The following is a 21,735-nucleotide window of genomic DNA, read 5'->3' as shown; positions in this document are numbered from 1 at the left end:
GTTTTCTACCGAAATGACTTACATCATTGGTTATCCAAGCGATGTGGTCTTCTTTTCGCGTAGGTAATTTCCTAATTTGTACTTCGGCTCTCTACTCGGTCAACTCTCTCGGAGAGAATCCTCGGCCGCCCCTCCTGTAGAGAATCGCCGATGTTCGATCCAGTCAACGAGCCGTCCTGTCGTCTCGATGTAGAGGGTCTGTCCGACCCTGTCGAGGTCTTGGCCTTTACCGGCAGTGAAGCGATCAACGAACCTTTCGTGTTCGAGGTGGATCTGCTGATCGATGATCCGACACTGGACCTGGCAAGCCTGCTGTACCGCCCGGCTTTCTTGCACTTCGGACCGCAAGGAAACGGAATCCACGGCCATTTGCTTGAACTCGTCCAGCCTGGTCAAGGCGTCGGTTCGAGGCTTTGTCGCGTGCGCATGGGGCCGAAACTGGCATGCCTGGGACTGCGCGTCAGCCAACGAATCTTCAGCAATCGCTCGGTGCCGGACATTCTTCGTCAGGTGCTCAAGGAGCATGGCATTACCGGCAAAGGTTGCCGTTTCGATGTGAGTGGCGACTACACGCCGCAAGACTTCTGCACGCAGTACCGGGAATCGGACCTGCAGTTTCTCCAGCGTCTTTGCGCCCAGGAGGGGCTTCATTACTGGTTCGCGCATCGCGCAGATGGTCATTGCCTGGTTTTCGGTGATGAGCCGGAACAGTTTGGTCGCGGTGAAACCGTCGTCTTCACTGGCGAAGGCGAACGACCGGGTGTGCACCCGTTCACGCTGCAGGGGCGAGATGATCAGTTGGAGGGCCATACCCACAAGCCAACACTGCGCAGCGGTCAGTGGATGTCGCTGTCCGACCATCCGATCATGGAATGCAATCGTCGCTGGCTGCTGACCCGCGTCGAGCATCAGGCATCGGAATCTGGGTATCAAAACCGGATTCATGCAGTGGCGGGGGAGCGTTCTGTCCTGGCGACTCGTGCACTCGGCAAGCCGCGGATGCACGGTCTTCAGCGGGCATGGGTGGTAGCGATCGATGAACCGCAACCGGATTCGTCCCGGCCGGTTGCCGTACAGTTTGACTGGGTTTACCAAGGGGAAGGCGCGGCGCCGAGTCATTGCTGGTTGCCGATGGCGCCGGAGTTGGCAGACACGGAGGACCTGCCATTGCGTGAAGGGCTGCAGGTGCTGGTGAGTTTTATCGAAGGCGATCCGGACCAACCGTTGATCACTGGATTTCTTCCTGGACCTGTACCGATCAACGCATCCAGCGTGCCACCCCCTGCGGCGCCCGATGCGAGCCTGGCGTTCGGCGGTTTGCTGGGACAGTTGCAATCCAGCGAGCCGCTGGCGCTTCTGTGCCTGTTGCCCGCAGGCGGCAGTTTTATTCATTGCACCCAGCCTTGTTGCACCTGCCGCTTGGCGATGCAATCTGGCCAGAGCGGTGCGGCATGATCACCGTCCAGGCACCTGACTCGACGGCGCAATGGTTATTGCTTGATGTCCCGGGCGAACCACGGGCGGGTGCGGCGCTGCGCCAGCAGTTTGCGCAGGCTCGACAGTTCCTGCTGTTCGATGGCACCGAGTTCCAGCCGTTGCGCGAATACGGGCCAGTGTTGGTCGACCTTGAGCAATGCCCGCTGCTCGCCGGGCTGTGTCACCGTGAGCCTCACGTCTGGAGCGGATTGTTGCTGACCAGCGAGGCATCGCCGGCGCATTTGCTCGACCATCTGCGACGCATGCTGACGGTTTCCTTCGGCCTGCATCACCGTGCGTTGTTGAGCTATTACAACCCGCACACCGCCAGTTATTTTTTTGATGCCTGCGATGCCCTGGAACTGAGTCGCTGGCTCGGCCCGATCAGCCAGTTGCGCTGGTTTGGCGGAACCTGGGCCGACCGCGCCATCGGCAGTCAGGGCTGGCAGCAACTGTTCAATCCAGGGCTAGCCGTCAGTGCGCTGACTGTCGAAGAAAACCTGACGCCGCGCCAGCAGGGCACCTTGCAAACCTGCATGCTGGAACAGCACGTCTGGCATTGGAGCCGATCCACCGGGACCGACTACAACCGCTTGTGTTCCCATGTGCAGGAAGGGCTGGCGCTGGGCTTCAGTGAGCGTGCGGTACTGGATGGGTGGTTATGGCTGCGTTTGCAGTATCCCGACATTTTCCCCGTGCAGCCGTTGCCGGGAAACACTCAGCAGGAACGGCTCGATAACCTGCGCAACCTGTGGCAGGACGATCCCTCTGAGCAGCCAGACCCATGACACTGGTGCCAGGTGCTGGAGGTGCCAGGCCGGCCCGATTCAGTGAGCGTTGCCGGCGAACCAGCCGTCGTTGCGGCGCAGGTACCAGGCAAACGCACCAAGGGTCAGGCTGCGCAGCAGCATGAACAGCAAGAACGTTATCCACAGCCCATGATTGCCAAAACGGTGGAGCGCCCAGGCAAAGGGCAGCAACAAGAGCACCGTCAGCAGCATGCCGTTGCGCATTTCCCGGGCGCGAGTGGCGCCGATGAACAGGCCATCGAGCAGGTAACTCCAGACGGCAATCAGCGGCAGCACGGCGAGGTAGGGCAGGTAGACGAACGCGGTGTCGCGCACGCTCTGAATGTCGGTCTGCATCTCGATGAACAGATGCCCGGCCAGCGCGAACAGCACCGCAAATCCCAGGCTCGCCAGCAATGACCAGCCGCAAGCGACCACCAATGAGCGACGCAGCGCCTCTCGATCACGCGCACCGATGGCATGTCCGCACAAGGCTTCTACGGCATGGGCCAAACCATCGAGCGCGTGGGCCGTCAGCAGCAAACCGTTGAGCAGCAGCGCGTTGGCGGCGACGGTGGCATCACCCAGCCGCGCGCCTTGCACGGTGATCAGGAAAAACACTGATTGCAGCGCCAGGCTACGAATGAAGATGTCTCGATTGACCGCCAGCAGCGGACGCCAGCTCTTCCACAGCGCCAGCGCGGCCCAGGCGATATGGCCGGGATAAGCGCGCAGGGCGTGGCGCGTCATGTACAGGCCGATCAAGGCGCCGGTCCATTCGGCAATGACCGAGGCCCTGGCCGCACCGACCACGCCCCATTCCAGTCCGAGGACAAACCACAGGTTCAGCGCGATGTTCACCAGGTTGGTGCTCAGCAAAATCGCCAGCGGTGCCCGGGCGTTCTGGGTGCCGAGAAACCAGCCGACCAGCGCATAACTGGCCAGCGCCGCCGGCAAGCCGAACAATCGGGTGTGGAAGAATTCGCGGGTCAGTTGATCCAGTTCCTCCGAGGGTTGCATGAAGTGCAGCGCAACGTCGCTCAACGGCACACCCAGTGCCCCGAGGAGAATCGACAGGCCCATTGCAAGCAACAAGCCCTGCAACAGGATCTGCCGCAACGCTGCACCATCCCCTCGACCGGCCGCCTGGGCGGCAAAACCGGTGGAGCCCATGCGCAGAAAACCCATGGCCCAGGCGAGAAAGGTGTACAGGCTGGCCCCGACCGCCACGGCCCCCAACTGATGGGCGTGGGGCAGGTGGCCGATGACCGTGCTGTCGACCAGTGCCACCAGCGGTACGGAAATGTTCGACAGAATCATGGGCGCTGCGAGCGCCCAGACCCGGCGATGGGTAGGGCGGTCGCGCCAGTCGGCAATCAGGTTGGACATGCAGGCTCCTTGGGGAGCCAGCATTGTAGCGACAGTTTGTGATGATCGTTCCCATGCTCTGCGTGGGAATGACTCCTGTGACGCTCTGCGTCACGACGTTTGGGACGCGGAGCGTCCCGGGCTGCATTCCCACGCAGAGCGTGGGAACGATCAGTCAGGTTGTCAGTGGATGATCCAGCTCAGCAGCCACAGCCCCAGCACCAACCAGATGATCCCCATGATGATCGAGGCGCTCATGAACGCCCGAATCGCTGACCACAACAGCATCAACCCCAGAATCAACGCGATGATGCTGATGATCGACGTGTCCATGCCCAGCGCACGGGACAGCCCTTCGACAAAATTGCTGCCGGCATGGCTCAGCAGGTTGAACAAGCCACTGAGGCCATCAACGATAAAGCGGATGACCGAACCGAGTGCCTGACCGAGCCATTCGAAAAAACTTTCTACCTGCATGTCGTGAACGTCCTGATGTAAGGGGTTGAGGCTTGGGCCATTGATCGCGATGGCGAGTTCCCTGCAAGCATAGTGGTTTTACGGTGCGTGCCGCTTGCCTTCATGCAGCATCCCCCCGAAGCTATACGCCTTCAGGAGAGCCCGATGAACCTTGTTGAACTGACCGAACGCCTGCACGCCATCCGTGACCGCAATGACTGGCGGCAATTTCACAGCCCGAAAAACCTGGCCATGGCCGCGAGCGTGGAAATGTCCGAGCTGGTGGAGATTTTCCAGTGGCTGACCGAAGACCAGTCGCGCCAGTTGCCGGCCGACAAACTTGCCCATGCCGGGCAGGAAGTCGGCGACATCGTGCTCTATTTGCTGCTGCTGTGCAGCGAATTGGGGCTGGACATGGATGAAGTGGTGCGCAGCAAACTCGCGGACAGTGAAAAGAGGTTCGGCTCATGAGCGACCGTCATTTCGACCAGTTGGCGACCCGCTTCGCGGAAAAGATCTACGGGGGCGCCAAAGGGGCGATCCGCCTGGCAGTGCTTCAGGCCGACCTGGCGGAAACCTTGCCGGAGCGGCCGTTGCGCGTCCTGGATATCGGCGCCGGCCTGGGGCACATGTCGCTGTGGCTGGCCCAGCGCGGGCATGATGTCACGCTGGCCGAGCCCGCCGAACCGATGCTCGAAGGCGCCCGCCAGCGCTTCGCCGAGGCCGGGCAGAGCGCCACGTTCATTCAGGCGCCGTGGCAGGAGCTGCTCGGTCAGCTCACCGAACCTTATGACCTGGTGCTGTGCCATGCCGTGCTGGAATGGCTGGCAGAACCGCACGCGATCCTGCCGGTGCTGCATCAGTTGACGAAGCCGGACGGTTGGCTGTCATTGGCCTTCTACAACCGCGATGCACTGATCTATCGCAACCTGCTCAAGGGTCACTTTCGCAAAATGCGCAAGAACGACATGGCCGGTGAGAAGCAGAGCCTGACCCCGCAGCAGCCCCTTGATCCGCGTGAATTGGCGGAGCAACTTGAGGGTCTGTGGCGGGTCGAAACTCAGAGCGGAGTGCGGGTTTTTCACGATTACATGCCAGTGGAATTCCAGGCTCGCGCCGAACTGGTGGATCTGCTCGAAATGGAGCTGGCTCATCGTCGTCACCCAAGCTTTGCCGGGCTTGGGCGCTATTTGCACTGGATCTGTCGGCCGGTCTGATCGGAGCTCGAAATGAAAAGTCGTGCAGGGTTACTGGTGATCTGCCTCGGGTTGGTGGCGTGTCAGGGCAGCAACCCTTACGTGGCGACGTCCAACCCGTTGCCGCCGGCACCGCCTCAAGCGGCCAGTACCTTCGACCGTAGCGCCTACCCGGCACCGCCGCGTGACTACGGTCGTTACCGCAGCTGGGCCTGGCTCAACGGGCAACTGCCGCCGGGCAGCGTCTGGGCGGACTCGGCCCAGGTCGCTGAAGCGGTCAGCAACGCCCTCGATCAGCGCGGCTTGCGGCCGTTGCACGATAACAGCCGCCCGGCCGATCTGTTTGTCAGCGCCAACCTGCACCTGGAGACCCGCTTGCGCCAAGTGCAGGACGACTATGGCTACGGCGGCGGTTACTACGGCGGCGGTTACAACCATTACGGCAGCGGTTATGGCATGTACAACACGGTGCCGATCGTGCGCACTTATCAGGAGCAGGTCGTGGTTGTGCGGGTGGATTTGTTTGACGCGAGCACCGGTCAACCGGTGTGGAGTTCAAGCGCTGAAACCGGCAGTCGGGGCAGTCAAGGCGAGCGGGCCGACGCGATCCGGGAGGCTGTAGAAAAGGCGATGTCGGCGTATCCTCCTGGTTAGCTTCTAGGGTTTGGAAGCCGTTCACAGGTTCATGTCTTCAATCTGGAGAACCATCATGATCCGCCGTTTTACCTTACTGGCCGTGGCCGTGCTGCTCAGCGCTTGCGCCGCCAACCAGGTCAACAGTGACTTCGATGCCAGCCGCGACTTCGCCGCCTATCGCAGCTGGAGCTGGAAAGAGCCTGCTTTGCAATATCGCCCTGACGACCCACGGATCAAGAGCGACCTGACCGAACAGCGCATCCGCGAATCGGTTGCCGACCAATTGGATCAGCGCGGCCTGCGCCCGGCCGCTCCAGGCAGCAACGGTAACCTGAACGTCCAGACCTACCTGATCATCGAAGAGCGTCAGCAGCAGGTGACCACCAACTATGGCGGCGGCTGGGGTAATCCCTGGAACGGCTACTGGGGCGCACCGATGTACAACGAAACCCGTAACGTCAGTTACAAGGTGGCGACCATCCAGATCGACCTGCTCGATGGCAAGGACGGCAAACTGGTATGGCGTGGCAGCGATGAGCAGATCCTCAGCCGCACGACGAACCCTTCTGATCGCAGCAATGCGATACGCGAAACCGTTGGACGCATCCTCGCCAACTATCCACCGCATTAAACACCGCTCCCCAAACACCACAAAATCCTGTGGGAGCGGGCTTGCCCGCGATGGCGGATCGTCAGACGACATCCTTTTCGACTGAACGGCCGTCATCGCGGGCAAGCCCGCTCCCACATTGGGTGTTGTCGTTTTTTCGATGGCGTCTTGCCAGCGGTCTTTCCGAGCCTTGTCTACACTGCTTTTGACCCATGGAGGTAGCCCTCGGTTGTGCACCGGCAAAGGAGTGCGCGATGTCTTCCCGACTGCAGTTCTACGGCCCGACCCGACAACGCGGGGCTATCGGCATGATGGCGGCGTTGACGCTGGCTATGGCCCTGGTGTTTATGCTGGTGGTGGTCGACAGCGGTCGTTTGTACCTGGAAAAGCGCGACCTGCAGCGCGTGGCGGACATGGCCGCACTTGAAGCCTCGACCCGAGGCGGTGATTGCGCCGCCGGGGCCACGGCCACGGTGTATGCCAACGCCAGCGCCAACCGCAATGGCTTCACCTTTCCCGGCCCCAACCGCAACCTGCAGGTGGCTTGCGGTATCTTGACCCTGGACGCCAATAACCTTCGAGTCTTTGCCGGCGACCCCAGCAAAAGCGAAGCCATTCGGGTGATCGCCAGCCATGTGGTCCCGCAGAGTTTCGCCGGCGGCATCGGCGCACTGTTCGGTGGCGCGCCACGCGGGGCGACGGTCAACCTGTCCGCCACGGCGGTCGCCGCCTTACCGCCACCCCTGGCTTCGCTGACCATCCGCAGTACAACGTTGAGCGTCGATACCAGCAAATCGGCCACGCTCAATGCATTATTCGGTGGGTTGCTCGGCGGTAACCTGAATATCAATGCCGCGGGCTGGAACGGGTTGGTGAACACCAACATCAGCCTGCTCGGCTACCTCGACCGGCTGAAAGTCGACCTCAATCTCAGTACCGCTGGGTATGACCAGGTGCTGGGCAATACGATTGCCGTCAGCCAGTTGATCCAGACCGCCGTCAACGTGCTGGACCCCAGCGGCACACTTGGCGCGACGGCCACCATCGGCAGCCTTCAAGCGCTGAAAGTCGCGGCCGGCACGACCACCGTTGTGCTGGGTAACGTGCTGCACATTGAAACCGGCAGCAACGTGACGGCGCTGGCGACCAACCTGAAAGTGTTCGACCTGATCGAGGCCATCGTGCAACTGGCCAACAAGAAAAACGGCCTGGTGGCGACCCTGCCGATCAACCTCTCAGGGCTGGCGCAAATCACCGCTCGGGTGCAGGTCCTGGAGCCGCCCCAACTTTCCGCCATCGGCAATCCGAAAAACGCCGCGCTCGCGCCTTTGGGGCCCAATCGGATTTATGTAAAAACGGCTCAGATACGCACGCTGCTGTCGATCAACCTGCCCATTCTGAGCACCATCCAACCGTTGCTCGCGGCGGCAGCCGATCTGGCCGGCCCCCTGACCAATACCTTGAATGCCTTGCTTCATCTAAATCTGGTTGGTGTCATCGATTCATTGACCTGCGCGCTGGGGGCTGACTGTCAGACACCGTCAATCGTGCCACTTTCCAATGTCGTGGGCCTCGACGTCGCCGTGGACGTGGCGAGCGCCAACAGTTACGTCACCGCCTACAGCTGCCTTAGCCCGACCAGCAAGACATTGACCACCAATACCAGCACGTCCTTGGTGAATCTGAAAGTCGGCAAGATTGACCCGAACACGACGTTCGGCAGCAACACCGCGCCGCCAGCCGTGGTGGTGCAGCCGTTGAAGGTGATCGATATCGGGGTGAAAACCTGTCGCCGGTTTTTGATCTTTCCCGTCAGTTGCGACCCACGGATTCCCAGCGTCGGCGGCGGGATCGATATCATGGTCGACACCTCCGTGGCGCAGAACGCCAATATCCCTCACGTCTATTCCGCACCACCGGCAACCAGCCTGCCGGAGATCAACCAGCCACCGTTTTACTATTCCTTTTCCACCAGCAATATCGTCAGCAGCCTTTCCGACACGCTGACCAATATCAAGGTCAACATGTATGGCCCGACGGGCAGTCTGGTGAGTGGTCTGGGGACAATTCTCAGCGCCGTCACCAGCGTCCTGGTCGACACTATCAACGGTGTGCTCAGCCCATTGCTCGATACCTTGATCAATACGCTGTTGGTCAGTCTGGGCATCGACCTGAACAAGGTCGATGTCGGCGCCAACCTCAGCTGTCAATCCGGGCGCGCGTCACTGGTGATCTGATCGTCGTCGGCGATCGGCAGCTCGATACAGAATCGGGCGCCCTCGACCGTGTTTTTCACACTCAAGCGGCCGCCCATGTTCTCGACGATGCCATAGCTCACCGACAGCCCCAACCCGGTGCCGATGCCCGCCGGTTTGGTGGTGAAGAACGGTTCGAAAATCCTGTCGAGCAGCCGCGGATCGATACCGCCGCCGTTGTCCTCGACCCACAATCGCACCGATTGCTTATCCCTTTCGGCGTACAGCGAAATCCACGGTTTGAACTCACGATCGGTCTCGCGTTTGCTCAGCAAGGCGTCCCGGGCGTTGACCATCAGGTTGATCAGAACCTGTTCCAGTTGATCGATATAGCCACGCACCTGCACCTCGAAATCGGTCTGACTGATCCGCAACTCGACACCTTTGCCACGCATGCCTTCGGCCAGCAGTGACAGCGTGCCCTGGATCGCCTCGGCCGGATTGAAAGGTTGCTGCTCGATCTCCGAGCGGCGGCCGAACACCCGCATGTGATCCACCACCCGCGCGGCACGCTGGACCTGCGCGTCGATGCGGTTGAGCTTGTCGGTCAGATAATCGAGCTGTACGTCACCGCTGTTCAGGCGCTTGAGCACATTGACGATGGCCATGCGCATCACGTTCAACGGTTGATTGATTTCATGGGCCAGCCCGGTGGCCATTTCGCCGAGGGTGGCCATCTTCGCGCTTTGCGTAAGTTGTAGCTGGGAGCGCCGGACTTCGGTGTTGTCGCGGCCCACGGCCTGGACCTCGAGCAGACGGCCTTGATCATCGAACACCCCGCGATCCGACCAGACCCACCACGCATGTTCCCGTCCCGGCAATTGCAGATTGATTTCCGCGGTGCTCACCGGTACGTCCGGGCTCAGTCGGCTGAGCCGCTGGAGGAACGCGGCGCGTTGTTCGTCTGACATCCAGCTGCCCAGATTCACCCCCGGCAATTGCTCGGGCGAGCATTCCAGATACGTCGCCAGTGGCCGGTTGCCAAAGGTCAGGGTCAGGTCGGGGCGATACCGACAGATCATCGCCGGGGAATCCTCCACCAGTATTCGATAGCGCTCTTCGCTCTGTTTGACCTGCTCGGTGGCGAGGGTCGCTTCAGTAACGTCCAGCCACAAGCCAACGGCTTCCACCGGCAGGCCGAGGTCGTTGCGCAGCAGCTTGGCTTCGTCGAGCAGCCAATGGTAATCGCCACGACTGTCGCGCAGGCGATAGCGACTGCGCACCGAGCCTTCACGCAACAACAGTCGGGTGCGTTCAAAATAGCGATCGCGGTCCTCGGGATGAACCCGTTCTGTCAGTGCACCAGCACTGCAATCGGCGAGCTCCAGGCCGAGCAAGGGCTGCAGGCTGGCGCTAAAAAATGTCGGTAGCAGCGCACCTTCGACGTAACGCTGCACGTAGATCACGGCCGGGGAACTGGCGATCAGATTGTCCAGTCGGGCATGGGCCGTCGAGGCGTTCTGTTCTTGGGTCTTGATGTCGCTGATGTCGAGCATGAAGCCCACCAGTCGGCGGTTTTTTCCGGCGCCCAGGGTCTGGCCTTGCAAGCGATACCAACGCGGTGCTTGTGTCGCGTCAGGGCAATGCAAGCGTACGCACAGGAGCAACGGAACGCTGTCGTCCTGCCAGTCTTGCAGGCGACTGCGCAGTTCTTCGCGGTCGGCAGGATGCACGCGATCAAGCCATTCGTTCAGCGGCACCCGGGTCGCGGGCAAGCTCAGCGTGTTGGCGAGCGATGGCGCCAATTGCACTTCGGCGCTGGTGCTGAAAACCTCGAGCCATCCGGTGCCGAGTAACGCTTGCAACGAGTCCAGCCGTTCCAGTTGCAGGTGATGCCGATGCTCGCGCAACCGTTCCAGCAAGGGGCTGGCGAGGGCGGCGGTGAGCAGCAGCCAGTCGCTGTCGTTCAGATCGGCGGCGCAGCGCTGCGCTGCGTAACAACCACACAGCAGCCAGGCGACCACGCCGTGCGCATCGTAATAAGGCACCGCCAACCCTTCGGCATGACCGAAGATATTGTGCAGGCGGGGGAGCTCGCCGAGCGCCAGGTGATGCACGGCGGTGCCGCTCAAGCTGTCGAGTCCAGTGCCCAGGCGTTGGTTGTTTTCCCAGAGTTGCGGAGCGTCGCAGGCGGCGTAATGCTGGTGGATTTGCCATCCCTGTCCCTGCTCATCGAGCAACGCCACCGCGAGGCAGGGAATATGAAGTCGCTGAGCCAGGCTCTGGAGTTGATCTGCCAATACGTCAGCCAGCCGCGTGAGGCTGCAAAGGCGTAGCTGTTCGCTGATTTTTGCCGCGAGCAACTGATTGTGTTCGCGACTGCGCGATTGTCGACGCTCAAGCAACAAGTCGCCGATGTCCAGCAGTTGCAACAGCCAGCCGTTCGCCAAGGGCTGGACCCAGCCGCGCAAGTGCAGCGGGTGTCCGCTGAGGCTGTAAAAATCCAGGTCCAGCATCTGCCCCTGCCAGTCCGACGGTATGCCTTCGACGGCGAGGCTGCTGTGGGGCATGAGGTAATCGAGCAAGGGCGATGCCTGCGCGGCGGGTACTTGCTGGGCCAGGGCATGGCGCAGCGGACCGGTCAGGTGCAGCACCCGACCTTCGGCGTCCAGGTGCAATTGCAGGCCGACACTTGGCACGTTCAGGGTGTCTGGCGGCGCCAATGGCAGTAGCGGTTGGCGGTTAAGCAGGCGCCCGAAGAGTTTGTCCCCGGAACTCAAAATTGTAGGCTCGAACTGGCGGTGAGGTTGGCCGGCAGGTTGGGCACCGAGCCGATTCCCGGAAGCACCAGAAACGGGATCACCCGGTTCAATTTGCTGGTGGGGTAATTGATGGTGACCTTCAAGACTCCGCCCACATAAGTGGCACTGGCATCGGTGGCGACATTGAAGTTCAGCGCGGTGGGAATCCACGCCAGTTGCCGGCTCAACTCCGTGGTGGCAACGGTTCGCACGGCGGTGGCGTAGCCAGGTGTGCTTGGGTCCAGCGCTACGCTGCGACGCACCGCTTCGGCGGTCGACTGATTGAACGATTGCATCAGTAACAGCGGCAGGCTGTAACTCACAATCCCATAGAACACGGCGAAAAAGATCACGAACACCAAGGCAAATTCAATTGCCACGGCGCCTTTTTGCTTGCGGGGGAGGCCTGTTTTCATTAGCGCGTCTACCCTGACTGTCACTGCGTAATATCAGCATAGAATCATTCAGCCATAACGGATGTTTTTTACCGAATGCAGAGCTTTGTCCTACTGACCTGGCTGGCGTTATGCGCCGCCCAGGATGCTCGAGAAAAACACATCGCCAATGGCCTGACCCTGGGGGCCGGCGTGCTGGCGCTTGCCTATCTGCTCTGGACTGATACCACTTGGCTGGGCGCCGAGGCGGCGCAGGGTGGCTGGGCTTTTTTGCTGGCGCTGGCCTTCACCTTGCCCGGTTATGCGATGCGACGCCTGGGGGTCGGTGATGTGAAATTAATGACAGCCTTGGGTTTGGCGACAGACGGTAGGTTGCTGCTGGGCGTGTTCATCGGCGCCGGATTGGCCAGTGTCATTTGGCTGCTGCTCGCGCCAAAAGTCTGGCTTCATATGAGTCAAAGGGTTAGGGATTCTCTTCGGTATTTAGGGCCGGAATCGTCAAAAAAGCCGCCGTTTGCTCCGTTTGTGCTGGTCGGATGTTTGTTCGCGCTCGCCTGGATTCACTAGTCGCCAGGCGCCGGCACTTCCATGTACATAGTTGGAAAGTGCGTCTACTTTCAAATCAGTTGTCGTACGGCCTGTGGTTGCAAGTACAGGAACGGTCAGCCTTGACCCCGCAAGGAGTTGCTCGTGAACAAGTTTACATCGGCTGTAAAAATCCTCGTGGTGGACGATCAGCCTCTGGTTGTTGAAGAGCTCTGCGAGTTTCTTCAAGGGAGTGGTTATCGCTGTGTCCCTTGCGAGTCAGGCAGACAAGCCATCGAGTGGTTTCAGGATGATCTGGAGATTGGTCTGGTGCTCTGTGATTTGCATATGCCTGACAAGAATGGGATTGAGTTGGTTCAGGCGTTGCAGGTGTTGGCTGGTAAGCATCGTGCGTTCGAAGCGATCATGCTTACGGGGCGTGCGGATAAGCAGGATGTGATCAAGGCTTTGCGCGCCGGGTTTGCTGATTATTACCAGAAGCCGATTGATCTGGATGAGTTGCTCGAAGGTGTCCAGCGTCAGGAGGTGGTGTTGCAGGAGCGGCAGAAGAGTGTGCAGCTGGGGCATTTGGATCAGAAGCTGCAGTATCTGTCGGAGTCGATCGATGATCTGTATCAGGATCTGGATAGGGTTCGCCGGGGGCCGCAGCCTGCGGATTTTTCTGATGGTGATGTCGGGGATCGGGTGCGGCTTCCGGCAGTTTTCACTCAGTTGTCGCCACGGCAGTTGGAGGTGGCGCAGTTGGTGGGGAAGGGGCAGACCAATTATCAGATTGCCTGTGAGTTGGGGATTACCGAGAACACGGTGAAGTTGTATGTGTCGCAGGTTTTGCGGTTGACGCATATGCATAATCGGACGCAGTTGGCGTTGGCGCTTTCGCCTGGTGGGTCTGGGGGGCTTCGGCGGGTTACTGCTTACTGAGGTTTTGTGGGTTTTTGATGGGGGGCATATCCGTTGCTGCGGTAACGGCGGCTGGCGGTTTCGCCCTTACGGCGAGTCCCTTTTGGCAGACGCCCCAAAAGGAACCAAAAGGTCTTGCCCCGGCGTCCGGCCCCTCGCTAGGGCTCGGTGTTCCTTCGCTCCGGCATTCATCTGGGGGCATCGCCTCCGGTCTGCTTCGCTACGACCTCCTCTCGATGTGTTCGACTTCGTCGAACGGCGCTACGCGCCTACCCCCCAGATGAATGCCTCCACTCAGCCTGCCGAAGGGGCGGGTGGATCAAGATCAAGAGCTGCAGGCGAGCTACCGCTCGGCCTGTTGAGTGGTGAGGAGCGCGCGGTACGCCTCGATTTTTACTGTAGGAGCTGTCGAGTGCAACGAGGCTGCGATCATTTGATCTTGATCTTGAACTTGGCCGCCTAAAATCGACCAACTTCTTTCCGTTGGCCCGATTTTTTGTGTTGAGCGATGTGTAAAAAACACAGCGCTTTCCCACACATTTTTAAGGTTGCCGGGTAGGAAGCCGTGTCTCTAACCTCTGGCTGTCGCCATTGTCTGTTCACGCATAATCGCCGCCAGCTTGTTCGCTGCCAGTCAATGCGTTATGGCGGCTGTGTGCGGGCGGACTTCGGTCCGGCCGGGTGTCCATACCGGTCTTCTCACCTCGCACATAGCTGCCACCTCTTCGCCGTGTGAGAGGCGGCAAGTGGAGACAGCCGACCATTTTCTTCAAGTTGTACACTCATCCCCTGTGGGAGTGGGCTGCTCCGGGCGGCGTTCCGACGATGGCGACCTGCCGGCCAACCAATCTCGTGCGGCTGCACACAATTCAACTGTGGGAGCTGGCCTGCCAGCGATGGCGGTCTGTCATTCACCATCAACGTTGGATGACAGACCGCCATCGTCGGAACGCCGCCCAGAGCAGGCTCGCTTCCCGCAGCGAATGTGTGCTGATCCGTTGGCGTTGTTTAATTGTGTTTAGCGTTACTTCCTGAGAGCTACAGATTCTTGCGCCGTTGCCTACGGCTGCGCCAGAATCCGCTGGCTTGTGTGCTTTGACCCTGGTCTCTATCGTTTCCGCATCGCTGCTAACCAGCGGTCGGACTTCGCGGTCCATTCAACTGAGGCATAATCACTCGCCCGATTTACAGCACTTTCCGGTGTCTGTCATTTCGTGTCATGGCGTCTGTGCGCGGGATACCTTCGGGTATGCCGAGTTGCCTCAGAATCGGTCCGCGAACCCGCGTACAGTCGCCACCCCATTTTGCATCGCGGCAATTTGGACGTGGCTCCCGTTAACTTCTGAGGTGTCACCATGTTCAAAGCAACCCTCAATCCCCCGCAAGCCGACGACGTTTCCCCCTACGATCCCCTCGATCCGAAAAAACTCAACGAAGCCGCCGACCGCGCACTCGATCACTACCTCAATCCGTCTGTACTGAAAGCGCCTGTCATCCGCAAGCCCAGCACGATGTTCGTAGTCGCCCCCGATGTCGATAACGAAAGTTTGTTGGCTCACGCTTGTGAATCCCTGGCGTCGGCGAGTGTGATGGCAGGTGATTTTGCCGGGTATCTGGAGGGGCCGCAGCGGCATACGGCGCTGGCGATCCAGCAGATCATCATGCTGGCGAGTTGGCGGTGAATCGCGCGCTGGATAATGTGGATGTCCCGCTAGCTACGGTGTAACTCAGGCGACGTTTTCGTTCTTCGCGAGCAGGGTCCGCAATACCTGTGGGAGCGGCCTTGCCCGCGAAGGCGATGGATCAGGCGCCACACATCTGAAGATTATCCTCCCGACCCGCTGGACACTGTCCCTCCTTCATTCTGGTCGAAAAATTTCGGGATCTCATGCTCATAGCTTTTTAGCCACCGCTGCATGCTCAGCTCGCGCTCGGTCGCGGTTGAGGTTTGTGGTTTTTGCGAGGCGGCCTTGTTGCTGCTTTGCAGTTGCAGCCAGACTTCGGTTTCCTGTTGTTGCGCCGAGGAGGGGCCTTCGAGGGCGTGGGTTGTGAGGGGCAGGGCCAACAGGGCGAGGTAAACGAAGCTCGGTTTCATCGCAATGTTCTCTTTATTGAAGGGGCGCTGTTGTCACGGCGGCGACTTGATTCGTGGCGATCGGGCCCGTCTTGTCCGGGGCCTTGAGTTTTTGCGCGCGCTCTTGGGCTTCGGTGACTTGGGCGGGGCTCAGGCCGACGCGACTGACCAGTTCGGCGGCGCGGCTCCAGTCGTCCTGGTAGATCAACAGCGTCACAAGATTCAACGCCGCCAGTTGATCGCTCTGTTTGAGTTCCATGGCGGTCAGGAACTCGAAGCGTGCATCTTCGATGCGCCGTTGATTGAGGTAGACCACGCCGAGGTCGTTGCGGATTTTTTCATCGGTGGGCGCCAACTGGGCGGCGCGTTGCAAGTGGGTTTGGGCCTGACCGTTATCGCCCCTGGCAGCGGCGAGTTGGCCCAGGCCCTGTTCGGCTTCGGCGGCCAGGCAGGTGCCGACCAGGCTGCGGTACAACGGCTCGGCTTCACTGCGGCCCAGCAGACGGTAAACCTTGGCCTTGCGCAGGCGCACGTCGGCCAGGTTGTCGGGCAGGCGTTGCAGATTGGCCAGGCTGGCGTGCAGTTTTCCGTCCTTGGCCATGTCGTCGGCGAGGTTCATCGACAGTTGTTCGTCAGCGCCCAATTTGCTGCAACTGGCGGTGTTGGTCAGAGCGCTCCAGGGCGCCTGACTGTTCGTTGCGCAACCGCCCAGTAACAGCAGACTCAAACCGGCAATCATTGCTTTCATCCTGATCCCTCTATGAACCAATGGCCCGCGCCAGGGCGGTGAACCCGGGGCCGGCCAGCACGATCAACAACGCCGGGAAGAGAAACAGCATCATCACGACGGACATTTTGGCGGACATCTTGGAGATGTATTCCTGCAAGCGGGTCAGGCGCCGGTCATCGAACAATTGCTTGAGCGCCAGCAGGGATTTCATCGCCCCACCGCCCTGATGAAGCAACTGCTGCAGGATCACGCAGGTGTCGGTGAATTCATCGACCGCCAGCAGGTGGCTGGCCCTGTTCAGCGCTTCGCCCAGTTCCAGGCCCGAGTCGACACGGGCCAGCACCAGGCGCAGTTCCTGGGTCAGTGTGGGCAGAAGGGTTTTGCCTTCAAGGCTCATGACGCGCAACGACTGCTCCACCGCCATGCCCGACTCGAACAGGATGCGCAGCAGTGGAATGAAGGTGGAGATCTCGGTGGCCAGTTGTCTTTGTCGACGTTGGGCCGCTGCGGCGAGCAAGCGTTTGGGCAGCAAGTAGCCGATGGCGGTAGCGAACAGCGGGGCGATCCAGTGGTTCTCAACGTTGAGGTAGAAAACACTCTGGATCAGCAAGCTGATGGACAGCGCCAGCACCGGGACGCCGACCTGACACGCGGCAAACAGCGAGCGCCGTCGGGCGCTGCGCCAGCCCAGACGGTTGAGCAAGGTCTGGGTCTCGTTGTCCAGATTGACTACACGCTGACCGATAGAGCTGTTGCCAAGCGCCTGCAATAAGAGGCCCACGCGGTTTTTTTCGGCTCGTTTGCCGTCCAATCGCTGGGCCACTTGGTGTGTGCGCCGGCGTTGATCCAGCAGGGCGCTGAGCAGCAAAAGAGTTGCCCCCAAAAACAGCAGCGCACTGACCAGTAGGGCGATTTTCATACGCTACGCAACATGCGCCAGAGCAGCAGGCTGCCCACCGCCTGCAAACCGAACGCGGTGGCGAGCATGATTTGCCCCGAGCTGTCGTGCCACATGGCGAGCAAGTAGGCGGGGTTGGCGGCCAAAAAATAGCCGGCCAGGCCCACCGGCAAACTGCCCAACACCCAGGCGGTCACCCGGGTTTCGCCGGTCATGGCGCTCAGTTGTCGCGCGATCTGCTCGCGCTCGCGGATCATTTTGATCAGGTTCTCCAGCAGTTCACTGGCACTGCCGCCGTAGCGGTGATTGACCTTCAGCCCCAAGGCAAACAGGCGCAGTTCGTCTTTCTCATACAGTTCGGCAAAGTCGGTGGCCGCGTCCGGCAGGCTGACGCCCAACTGCACATTGCGCTGCACGCGGCCCAGGGCATTTTTCAACGGGTCCTGGGCGGCATCGATGGCGCCCAGCACCGCATCGGCCAAGGTGCGTCCAGACTTCAGGCTGCGCACGGTGTGATCGAGCAGCGGTGGCAGTTGCTCGATCATGCGCTTGAGGCGGCGTTGATAACGCCAGCTGATGTACAGCCGCAGAACCAGAGGCGGCACCAGCAGTGATACTCCGCCGCCGATCCATCCGGCGCTGGCGAAACCGATCAGGATGACCAAGGCCCACAGCAGCATCCACATGCCCAGGCGTTCGGTCGGGCGTCCGAGGCCGGCGCGCAGAAAGGCCCTTTCCAGACCTGCCCAGGAGGACTTTTCGACGGCCAGTTCCGGCTGCCCCTGAGTCAGGCGCTGCAGAACGCGTTCGGTCCCGGTCTGGCGCAGCCCGCTGAGCAGCAAACGGATCGACAGACCGAACAGCACCAGGCAAACAAGGATAAGCAGCACCGGTTTAAGCATGCCGTGGTCCTTAATAAGGTGAGAGCGGGAGCGCTGACTCGCGGCGCAGTTTGTCGCCAGCGGGGTTGACTGCCTCACGCAGAAAACCGAAGCCGGTGCGCCGGTCCAGTCTGAACAGCGTGTTGGTCACGTAGACGTCATCGCGCACGCCAATCACTTCAACCACTTCGGCGACGCAACGCCGGCCATCAGGCATGCGCGTCAACTGGATCACCACGTCCAGCGCCGCGCAGATCATTTGCCGCAGGGTCTTTTCGGCAATCGTGCGACCGGTCAGGCCGACCAGGGTTTCCAGCCTCAACAGAGCATCCTGGGCATTGTTGGCGTGTACGGTGCTCATCGAACCGTCGTGACCGGTGTTCATCGCCGTGAGCACATCGACCACTTCGACACCGCGGATTTCACCGAGGATGATCCGGTCCGGACGCATCCGCAGGGCGTTTCGGATCAAGTCGCTGGACTTCACTTCGCCGTGGCCTTCGGCATTCGGCGGGCGGGTTTCCAGGCGCACGACGTGCGGGTGGCCCAGCTGCAATTCGGCGACATCTTCGATGGTCACCAGTCGTTCGTGCGGGTTGATCAACTGGCTGAGAATATTCAGCAACGTGGTTTTGCCGGTGCCGGTGCCGCCACTGATCAGGATGTTGCAGCGCTTGCCCACGGCTTCCTGGATGAAATCGAAGATCGCCTGATCGATGGTTTGCATCGCCATCAGGTCGGTGCTTTTAAGCATGTCCTTGCGAAACTTTCGAATCGACAGACATGGACCGTCGAGGGCGATGGGCGGAATGATCGCATTGACCCTGCTGCCATCGGGCAGGCGTGCATCGACCATCGGCGACGACTCATCAAGCCGTCGGCCCAAAGGCGCGAGGATCCTTTGCATGACACGTTCGACGTGGTGTGCGTCGATGAAACGCAAGTCGCTCTGATACAGAACACCTTCGCGTTCGAGGAACACCCGGTGCGGGCCGTTGACCAGGATCTCGGTCACTGCCGGGTCGCGCAGCAGCACTTCCAGCGGGCCGAAACCTGTGAGTTCATCGACCAGTTCTTCGGCCAGTCGCTCCATTTCATAGCGGGTAATCGCCAGGTGCAGACGCGCAATGTACTCGGCCACTTTGTCGATGACGAACTGCGACAGCACCTGCCGCGAACCCTCCAGCAGATTTTTTCCGGACTCTTCAATGGCGTCGATGATGTAGCGGTGCAGGACCTGTTTGAGGCCTTCGTGGTCGGTGTTGCCGCTCGGCGTACGCTGAGTGGCGCCGAACAATTTTTCACCGTTCATTGCGCGCCCCTTAGCCGGTTGAACCAGCCCGTCTTGGGTTTGGACAGGCTTTCGGAGCGTTTGGCCAAGCATTCGCCGAGGGTGCGCAAGCTTTGGGTCAGGCCTTCGCGCGGGGCCAGTTCGAACAGGCTCACGCCCTGGTTTTTTGCGTTTAGCCGCACTTCCGGGCTGCAGGCGAGGGTGGCGATGACCTCCATGCCGAAGCTTTTGCCGAGGGTGTCGGCGTCCGGTGCGACGTTGCGCAAATAGCGGTCGATCAGCAGCCGGGCGTGGTCGAGCTTCATGCCTTTTTCGCGCCACAGGTTGAGCATGGCGAGATTGCGGCGACAGTCGAGGACGTTCTGATCGGTGTACCAGAGCAGCTTGTCGCAATGGCTGACAAAGGTGCGCAGCGCTTCGCAATCGGGTTGCCCGGTGAGATTGACCACGATGTGCTGGAAGTGTTGGCGCAAGGCGCTGAGCAGCATGTACAGCTCGGCGGCACTGGTGAGTTCCAGCGGTTCATCGTGGCCTGCGTAGGCAAGGATGCGCAGCCCGTCTCCGTCACTGGTAAAGGCGCTGTCGATCAGGGTCGAGTCCAGGCGTCGTACATGGCGCAGCGCGTCGCCGAAATGATACGAACTCTCCAGCCCAAGCAACGCCAGGCTGTCGCCGCGGGGCAAGCCGAGGTCCAGCAGCAAGGTTTGCTGGCCGCTCTTTTGCACCACGTGCGCCATGTGGTTGGCGAGCAGCGCGCCGTCGGCATTGCTTTGCACGCCGTACAGCACGGTCAGGCCCCCCAGATGATTACTCGGCGCTACCGGCGGCAGGCGTTTGCCGAGGCGCCGCACCAACCCGGCGACTTCACTGGAACGCGAGCCATACGCGACGAAGTCCCGTGCCCCGGCGCGCATGGCGTTGAGCACGAGCTGGTTGTCCATGCCGTCGCCCAGCGCAACGATTGCCAGCATCGGCTTGGCTTCCAGCGCGCCCTCGATCAAGGTGCTCTGCGCCACCACGTGCTCGCGATCCAGGCCGACGAACACCAGGCTGGCGAACGTCACATCGACCAGCGCCAGCAACTCGTCGAGGCTGCCACCGCCGGCGCTGACGACCTGGCCCAAGGGCGCGAGGGCGCCTTGCAGCCATTCGAGGTCGGTGCTGTTACGCGTGATCGCGAGGAAGGTTTGACTCAGGTTCTGGCTCATTGCGATAACCCGCTGCGTTTATCGAAGTTGCCGTTTTCCAGGAAGTACATGCGGTAAAACCCGGGGTCGTAGTTGCGCAGTTGTTCACCAGGCAGCGAGGGCAATTGCGCGTTGGCGGCCAGCGGTTGAACCAGGTGCGGGGTGACGATCATCAGCAGCTCGCGCTCTTCACGCTTGATCGAGGAGCTGCGAAAAAACGCGCCAATCACCGGGATGTCGCCCAACCCCGGAAACTTGTCGACCTGCGAGGCGTTTTGCGTACTGATCAGCCCGCTGATGACGAAGCTCTCGCCATCGGCCAGAGAGATGCTGGTGTCGGTGCGGCGAATGGTGAACGCCGGGACCGTGGTGCCACCGATTGTCACGCCGTTGTTGTAGTCGAGTTCGCTGACTTCCGGCGCGACTTTCAAGGCGATGCGATCGCTGCTGACAACGGTCGGAGTGAGTGTCAGCCGGATCCCGAATTCCTTGTACTCAATGGAGTAGCTGTTGCTGTTGGCGCTTGGGACCGGAATCGGTATTTCGCCACCGGCCAGGAAGCTCGCACTCTGCCCGCTGATCGCCACCAGGCTCGGCCGCGCCAGGGTGTAGGCGAAGCCGCTGCCTTCCATGGCGTTGATGATCGCGAGGAAATTGCCACCCCCGGCGACGATGTTGAACATGTCATTGGCCAGCGGGATGCTGGGCACGGCGATGCGCGGATCGATGTTGCGCAATGGCAAAACGCGCGGGGTCACGGCGGTGTTGGGCACGGTGCCAGGGGAGCCGAACAGGAAGTTCGAACTTTTACTGAAGATCGACGTGCTGGCTTCTTTGAGTTTGGTCCGGCTGACCTCCACGAAACGGATGTCGGTCTGCACTTGCGAGGGCAGCAAGGGATCTTCGGAGGGCATGGACGACGTGCGGGTCAACGCCGCAGTGGCCCGTCCCTGGACAAACACCATGCTCTGGCGCGGAGCGCTGGCGCAGGCAGTCCAGACCATCAGGCTGGTGGCTCCGGGCGCCATGCCGGTGACCAGGAAGGCCTGGTTGCCGTTGACTCGCACGTCGGCGATTTTCGGATCACCGACCGCCAGCCGTGTGATTGCTACGGGCGATTGCAGTTCTTGTTGCAGCCCTTCACCGACCTCCAGCACGGCAGGTAATGAACCCAGCGCGGCGCAATTGCCGGTGGCTGCGAAGGTCATGCTCAACGGCAGGCCGCTCATCAAGGAAGCCCAAAGCAGGCCTTGAAACACGGACATGGGCATGGAACGACTATGCATTGAGATGCATCCTTGCTCGAC

Annotated in this window: 20 protein-coding genes and 1 pseudogene; 10 read left to right on the top strand and 11 right to left on the bottom strand. The window is 60.7% G+C overall.

The features are described from left to right. The first annotated feature begins 150 nt into the window (after nucleotides 1–150). On the top strand, nucleotides 151–1,455 hold the full coding sequence (locus tag BLQ41_RS01585; RefSeq protein ID WP_090176025.1) for a type VI secretion system Vgr family protein: 1,305 nt from the start codon (nucleotides 151–153) through the stop codon (nucleotides 1,453–1,455). Beyond that, complete coding sequence (locus BLQ41_RS01580) at nucleotides 1,452–2,264, top strand: DUF4123 domain-containing protein (RefSeq protein WP_090176022.1); 813 nt, start codon at nucleotides 1,452–1,454, stop codon at nucleotides 2,262–2,264. Before BLQ41_RS01585 ends, BLQ41_RS01580 begins: the two co-directional genes overlap by 4 nt. Nucleotides 2,265–2,303: 39 nt before the next feature. Here BLQ41_RS01580 and BLQ41_RS01575 read toward each other — a convergent pair whose 3' ends face one another. Together BLQ41_RS01575 and BLQ41_RS01570 are read right to left on the bottom strand one after the other, a co-directional pair. Beyond that, nucleotides 2,304–3,653, bottom strand: coding sequence for an MATE family efflux transporter (locus BLQ41_RS01575; protein WP_090176018.1), 1,350 nt, complete (start codon nucleotides 3,651–3,653; stop codon nucleotides 2,304–2,306). Between the two features lie 162 nt (nucleotides 3,654–3,815). Continuing rightward, on the bottom strand, nucleotides 3,816–4,109 hold the full coding sequence (locus BLQ41_RS01570) for a hypothetical protein (RefSeq protein WP_090176016.1): 294 nt from the start codon (nucleotides 4,107–4,109) through the stop codon (nucleotides 3,816–3,818). Between the two features lie 144 nt (nucleotides 4,110–4,253). Here BLQ41_RS01570 and BLQ41_RS01565 point away from each other — a divergent pair, with 144 nt between their 5' ends. The 5 genes from BLQ41_RS01565 (at nucleotide 4,254) to BLQ41_RS01545 (ending at nucleotide 8,767) form a co-directional block, all read left to right on the top strand. Continuing rightward, complete coding sequence (locus tag BLQ41_RS01565) at nucleotides 4,254–4,559, top strand: MazG-like family protein (protein WP_090176013.1); 306 nt, start codon at nucleotides 4,254–4,256, stop codon at nucleotides 4,557–4,559. Then, nucleotides 4,556–5,305, top strand: a complete 750-nt coding sequence (locus BLQ41_RS01560) for a methyltransferase domain-containing protein (RefSeq protein ID WP_090176010.1) — start codon at nucleotides 4,556–4,558, stop codon at nucleotides 5,303–5,305. The genes BLQ41_RS01565 and BLQ41_RS01560 overlap by 4 nt, the downstream gene beginning before the upstream one ends. Nucleotides 5,306–5,317: 12 nt before the next feature. Then, nucleotides 5,318–5,938, top strand: coding sequence for a DUF4136 domain-containing protein (locus BLQ41_RS01555; protein ID WP_090176008.1), 621 nt, complete (start codon nucleotides 5,318–5,320; stop codon nucleotides 5,936–5,938). A gap of 55 nt (nucleotides 5,939–5,993) precedes the next feature. Continuing rightward, on the top strand, nucleotides 5,994–6,551 hold the full coding sequence (locus BLQ41_RS01550) for a DUF4136 domain-containing protein (protein WP_090176005.1): 558 nt from the start codon (nucleotides 5,994–5,996) through the stop codon (nucleotides 6,549–6,551). Between the two features lie 233 nt (nucleotides 6,552–6,784). Beyond that, on the top strand, nucleotides 6,785–8,767 hold the full coding sequence (locus tag BLQ41_RS01545; protein WP_090176004.1) for a pilus assembly protein TadG-related protein: 1,983 nt from the start codon (nucleotides 6,785–6,787) through the stop codon (nucleotides 8,765–8,767). Here BLQ41_RS01545 and BLQ41_RS01540 read toward each other — a convergent pair. Further along, the gene (locus BLQ41_RS01540; RefSeq protein WP_090176001.1) at nucleotides 8,737–11,505 is read right to left on the bottom strand and encodes a PAS domain-containing sensor histidine kinase; all 2,769 of its coding nucleotides are present in this window, start codon (nucleotides 11,503–11,505) and stop codon (nucleotides 8,737–8,739) included. The genes BLQ41_RS01545 and BLQ41_RS01540 overlap by 31 nt on opposite strands. After that, entirely contained in the window at nucleotides 11,502–11,942 is a 441-nt protein-coding gene (locus BLQ41_RS01535) for a TadE/TadG family type IV pilus assembly protein (RefSeq protein ID WP_090175999.1), read from the bottom strand. Before BLQ41_RS01535 ends, BLQ41_RS01540 begins: the two co-directional genes overlap by 4 nt. Nucleotides 11,943–12,017: 75 nt before the next feature. Between BLQ41_RS01535 and BLQ41_RS01530 the strand changes: the two genes are divergently transcribed. The 3 genes and pseudogenes from BLQ41_RS01530 (at nucleotide 12,018) to BLQ41_RS01515 (ending at nucleotide 15,093) form a co-directional block, all read left to right on the top strand. Continuing rightward, complete coding sequence (locus BLQ41_RS01530) at nucleotides 12,018–12,488, top strand: prepilin peptidase (RefSeq protein WP_090175996.1); 471 nt, start codon at nucleotides 12,018–12,020, stop codon at nucleotides 12,486–12,488. A 123-nt stretch (nucleotides 12,489–12,611) separates the two neighbouring features. Continuing rightward, nucleotides 12,612–13,388, top strand: a complete 777-nt coding sequence (locus BLQ41_RS01525; RefSeq protein ID WP_090175993.1) for a response regulator transcription factor — start codon at nucleotides 12,612–12,614, stop codon at nucleotides 13,386–13,388. Between the two features lie 1,334 nt (nucleotides 13,389–14,722). Further along, nucleotides 14,723–15,093, top strand: a pseudogene (locus tag BLQ41_RS01515) (DUF6124 family protein). A 99-nt stretch (nucleotides 15,094–15,192) separates the two neighbouring features. Here the strand turns inward: BLQ41_RS01515 and BLQ41_RS01510 are convergent. Genes BLQ41_RS01510 through BLQ41_RS01480 form a run of 7 tightly spaced genes read right to left on the bottom strand, consistent with a single transcriptional unit; the run spans nucleotide 15,193 to nucleotide 21,714 of the window. Further along, nucleotides 15,193–15,462: a DUF3613 domain-containing protein gene (locus tag BLQ41_RS01510; RefSeq protein WP_090175988.1), complete on the bottom strand. Its 270-nt coding sequence runs from the start codon at nucleotides 15,460–15,462 to the stop codon at nucleotides 15,193–15,195. Between the two features lie 13 nt (nucleotides 15,463–15,475). Beyond that, nucleotides 15,476–16,189, bottom strand: coding sequence for a tetratricopeptide repeat protein (locus tag BLQ41_RS01505; protein ID WP_090175985.1), 714 nt, complete (start codon nucleotides 16,187–16,189; stop codon nucleotides 15,476–15,478). A gap of 10 nt (nucleotides 16,190–16,199) precedes the next feature. Beyond that, the gene (locus BLQ41_RS01500) at nucleotides 16,200–17,090 is read right to left on the bottom strand and encodes a type II secretion system F family protein (protein ID WP_090175982.1); all 891 of its coding nucleotides are present in this window, start codon (nucleotides 17,088–17,090) and stop codon (nucleotides 16,200–16,202) included. Next, the gene (locus tag BLQ41_RS01495; RefSeq protein WP_090175980.1) at nucleotides 17,087–17,971 is read right to left on the bottom strand and encodes a type II secretion system F family protein; all 885 of its coding nucleotides are present in this window, start codon (nucleotides 17,969–17,971) and stop codon (nucleotides 17,087–17,089) included. Before BLQ41_RS01495 ends, BLQ41_RS01500 begins: the two co-directional genes overlap by 4 nt. A gap of 10 nt (nucleotides 17,972–17,981) precedes the next feature. Continuing rightward, nucleotides 17,982–19,262, bottom strand: coding sequence for a CpaF family protein (locus BLQ41_RS01490; protein WP_090175977.1), 1,281 nt, complete (start codon nucleotides 19,260–19,262; stop codon nucleotides 17,982–17,984). After that, complete coding sequence (locus BLQ41_RS01485; RefSeq protein WP_090175975.1) at nucleotides 19,259–20,449, bottom strand: AAA family ATPase; 1,191 nt, start codon at nucleotides 20,447–20,449, stop codon at nucleotides 19,259–19,261. Before BLQ41_RS01485 ends, BLQ41_RS01490 begins: the two co-directional genes overlap by 4 nt. Beyond that, nucleotides 20,446–21,714 (bottom strand): type II and III secretion system protein family protein, encoded by a 1,269-nt coding sequence (locus BLQ41_RS01480; protein ID WP_090175972.1) that lies wholly within the window; start codon nucleotides 21,712–21,714, stop codon nucleotides 20,446–20,448. Before BLQ41_RS01480 ends, BLQ41_RS01485 begins: the two co-directional genes overlap by 4 nt. Between the last annotated feature and the right edge of the window lie 21 nt (nucleotides 21,715–21,735).

This window comes from Pseudomonas arsenicoxydans (assembly GCF_900103875.1).
Lineage (GTDB): Bacteria > Pseudomonadota > Gammaproteobacteria > Pseudomonadales > Pseudomonadaceae > Aquipseudomonas > Aquipseudomonas arsenicoxydans.
Note: the sequence above shows the minus strand (reverse complement) of the source record. Positions and strands in the feature narration are given on the sequence as shown.

Excerpts from the sequence above, each read along its gene's own strand:
- BLQ41_RS01585 (WP_090176025.1), top strand. The coding sequence starts at position 151 with ATGTTCGATCCAGTCAACGAGCCGTCCTGTCGTCTCGATGTAGAGGGT.
- BLQ41_RS01580 (WP_090176022.1), top strand. The coding sequence starts at position 1,452 with ATGATCACCGTCCAGGCACCTGACTCGACGGCGCAATGGTTATTGCTT.
- BLQ41_RS01575 (WP_090176018.1), bottom strand. The coding sequence starts at position 3,653 with ATGTCCAACCTGATTGCCGACTGGCGCGACCGCCCTACCCATCGCCGG.
- BLQ41_RS01570 (WP_090176016.1), bottom strand. The coding sequence starts at position 4,109 with ATGCAGGTAGAAAGTTTTTTCGAATGGCTCGGTCAGGCACTCGGTTCG.
- BLQ41_RS01565 (WP_090176013.1), top strand. The coding sequence starts at position 4,254 with ATGAACCTTGTTGAACTGACCGAACGCCTGCACGCCATCCGTGACCGC.
- BLQ41_RS01560 (WP_090176010.1), top strand. The coding sequence starts at position 4,556 with ATGAGCGACCGTCATTTCGACCAGTTGGCGACCCGCTTCGCGGAAAAG.
- BLQ41_RS01555 (WP_090176008.1), top strand. The coding sequence starts at position 5,318 with ATGAAAAGTCGTGCAGGGTTACTGGTGATCTGCCTCGGGTTGGTGGCG.
- BLQ41_RS01550 (WP_090176005.1), top strand. The coding sequence starts at position 5,994 with ATGATCCGCCGTTTTACCTTACTGGCCGTGGCCGTGCTGCTCAGCGCT.
- BLQ41_RS01545 (WP_090176004.1), top strand. The coding sequence starts at position 6,785 with ATGTCTTCCCGACTGCAGTTCTACGGCCCGACCCGACAACGCGGGGCT.
- BLQ41_RS01535 (WP_090175999.1), bottom strand. The coding sequence starts at position 11,942 with ATGAAAACAGGCCTCCCCCGCAAGCAAAAAGGCGCCGTGGCAATTGAA.
- BLQ41_RS01530 (WP_090175996.1), top strand. The coding sequence starts at position 12,018 with ATGCAGAGCTTTGTCCTACTGACCTGGCTGGCGTTATGCGCCGCCCAG.
- BLQ41_RS01510 (WP_090175988.1), bottom strand. The coding sequence starts at position 15,462 with ATGAAACCGAGCTTCGTTTACCTCGCCCTGTTGGCCCTGCCCCTCACA.
- BLQ41_RS01505 (WP_090175985.1), bottom strand. The coding sequence starts at position 16,189 with ATGAAAGCAATGATTGCCGGTTTGAGTCTGCTGTTACTGGGCGGTTGC.
- BLQ41_RS01500 (WP_090175982.1), bottom strand. The coding sequence starts at position 17,090 with ATGAAAATCGCCCTACTGGTCAGTGCGCTGCTGTTTTTGGGGGCAACT.
- BLQ41_RS01495 (WP_090175980.1), bottom strand. The coding sequence starts at position 17,971 with ATGCTTAAACCGGTGCTGCTTATCCTTGTTTGCCTGGTGCTGTTCGGT.
- BLQ41_RS01490 (WP_090175977.1), bottom strand. The coding sequence starts at position 19,262 with ATGAACGGTGAAAAATTGTTCGGCGCCACTCAGCGTACGCCGAGCGGC.
- BLQ41_RS01485 (WP_090175975.1), bottom strand. The coding sequence starts at position 20,449 with ATGAGCCAGAACCTGAGTCAAACCTTCCTCGCGATCACGCGTAACAGC.
- BLQ41_RS01480 (WP_090175972.1), bottom strand. The coding sequence starts at position 21,714 with ATGCATAGTCGTTCCATGCCCATGTCCGTGTTTCAAGGCCTGCTTTGG.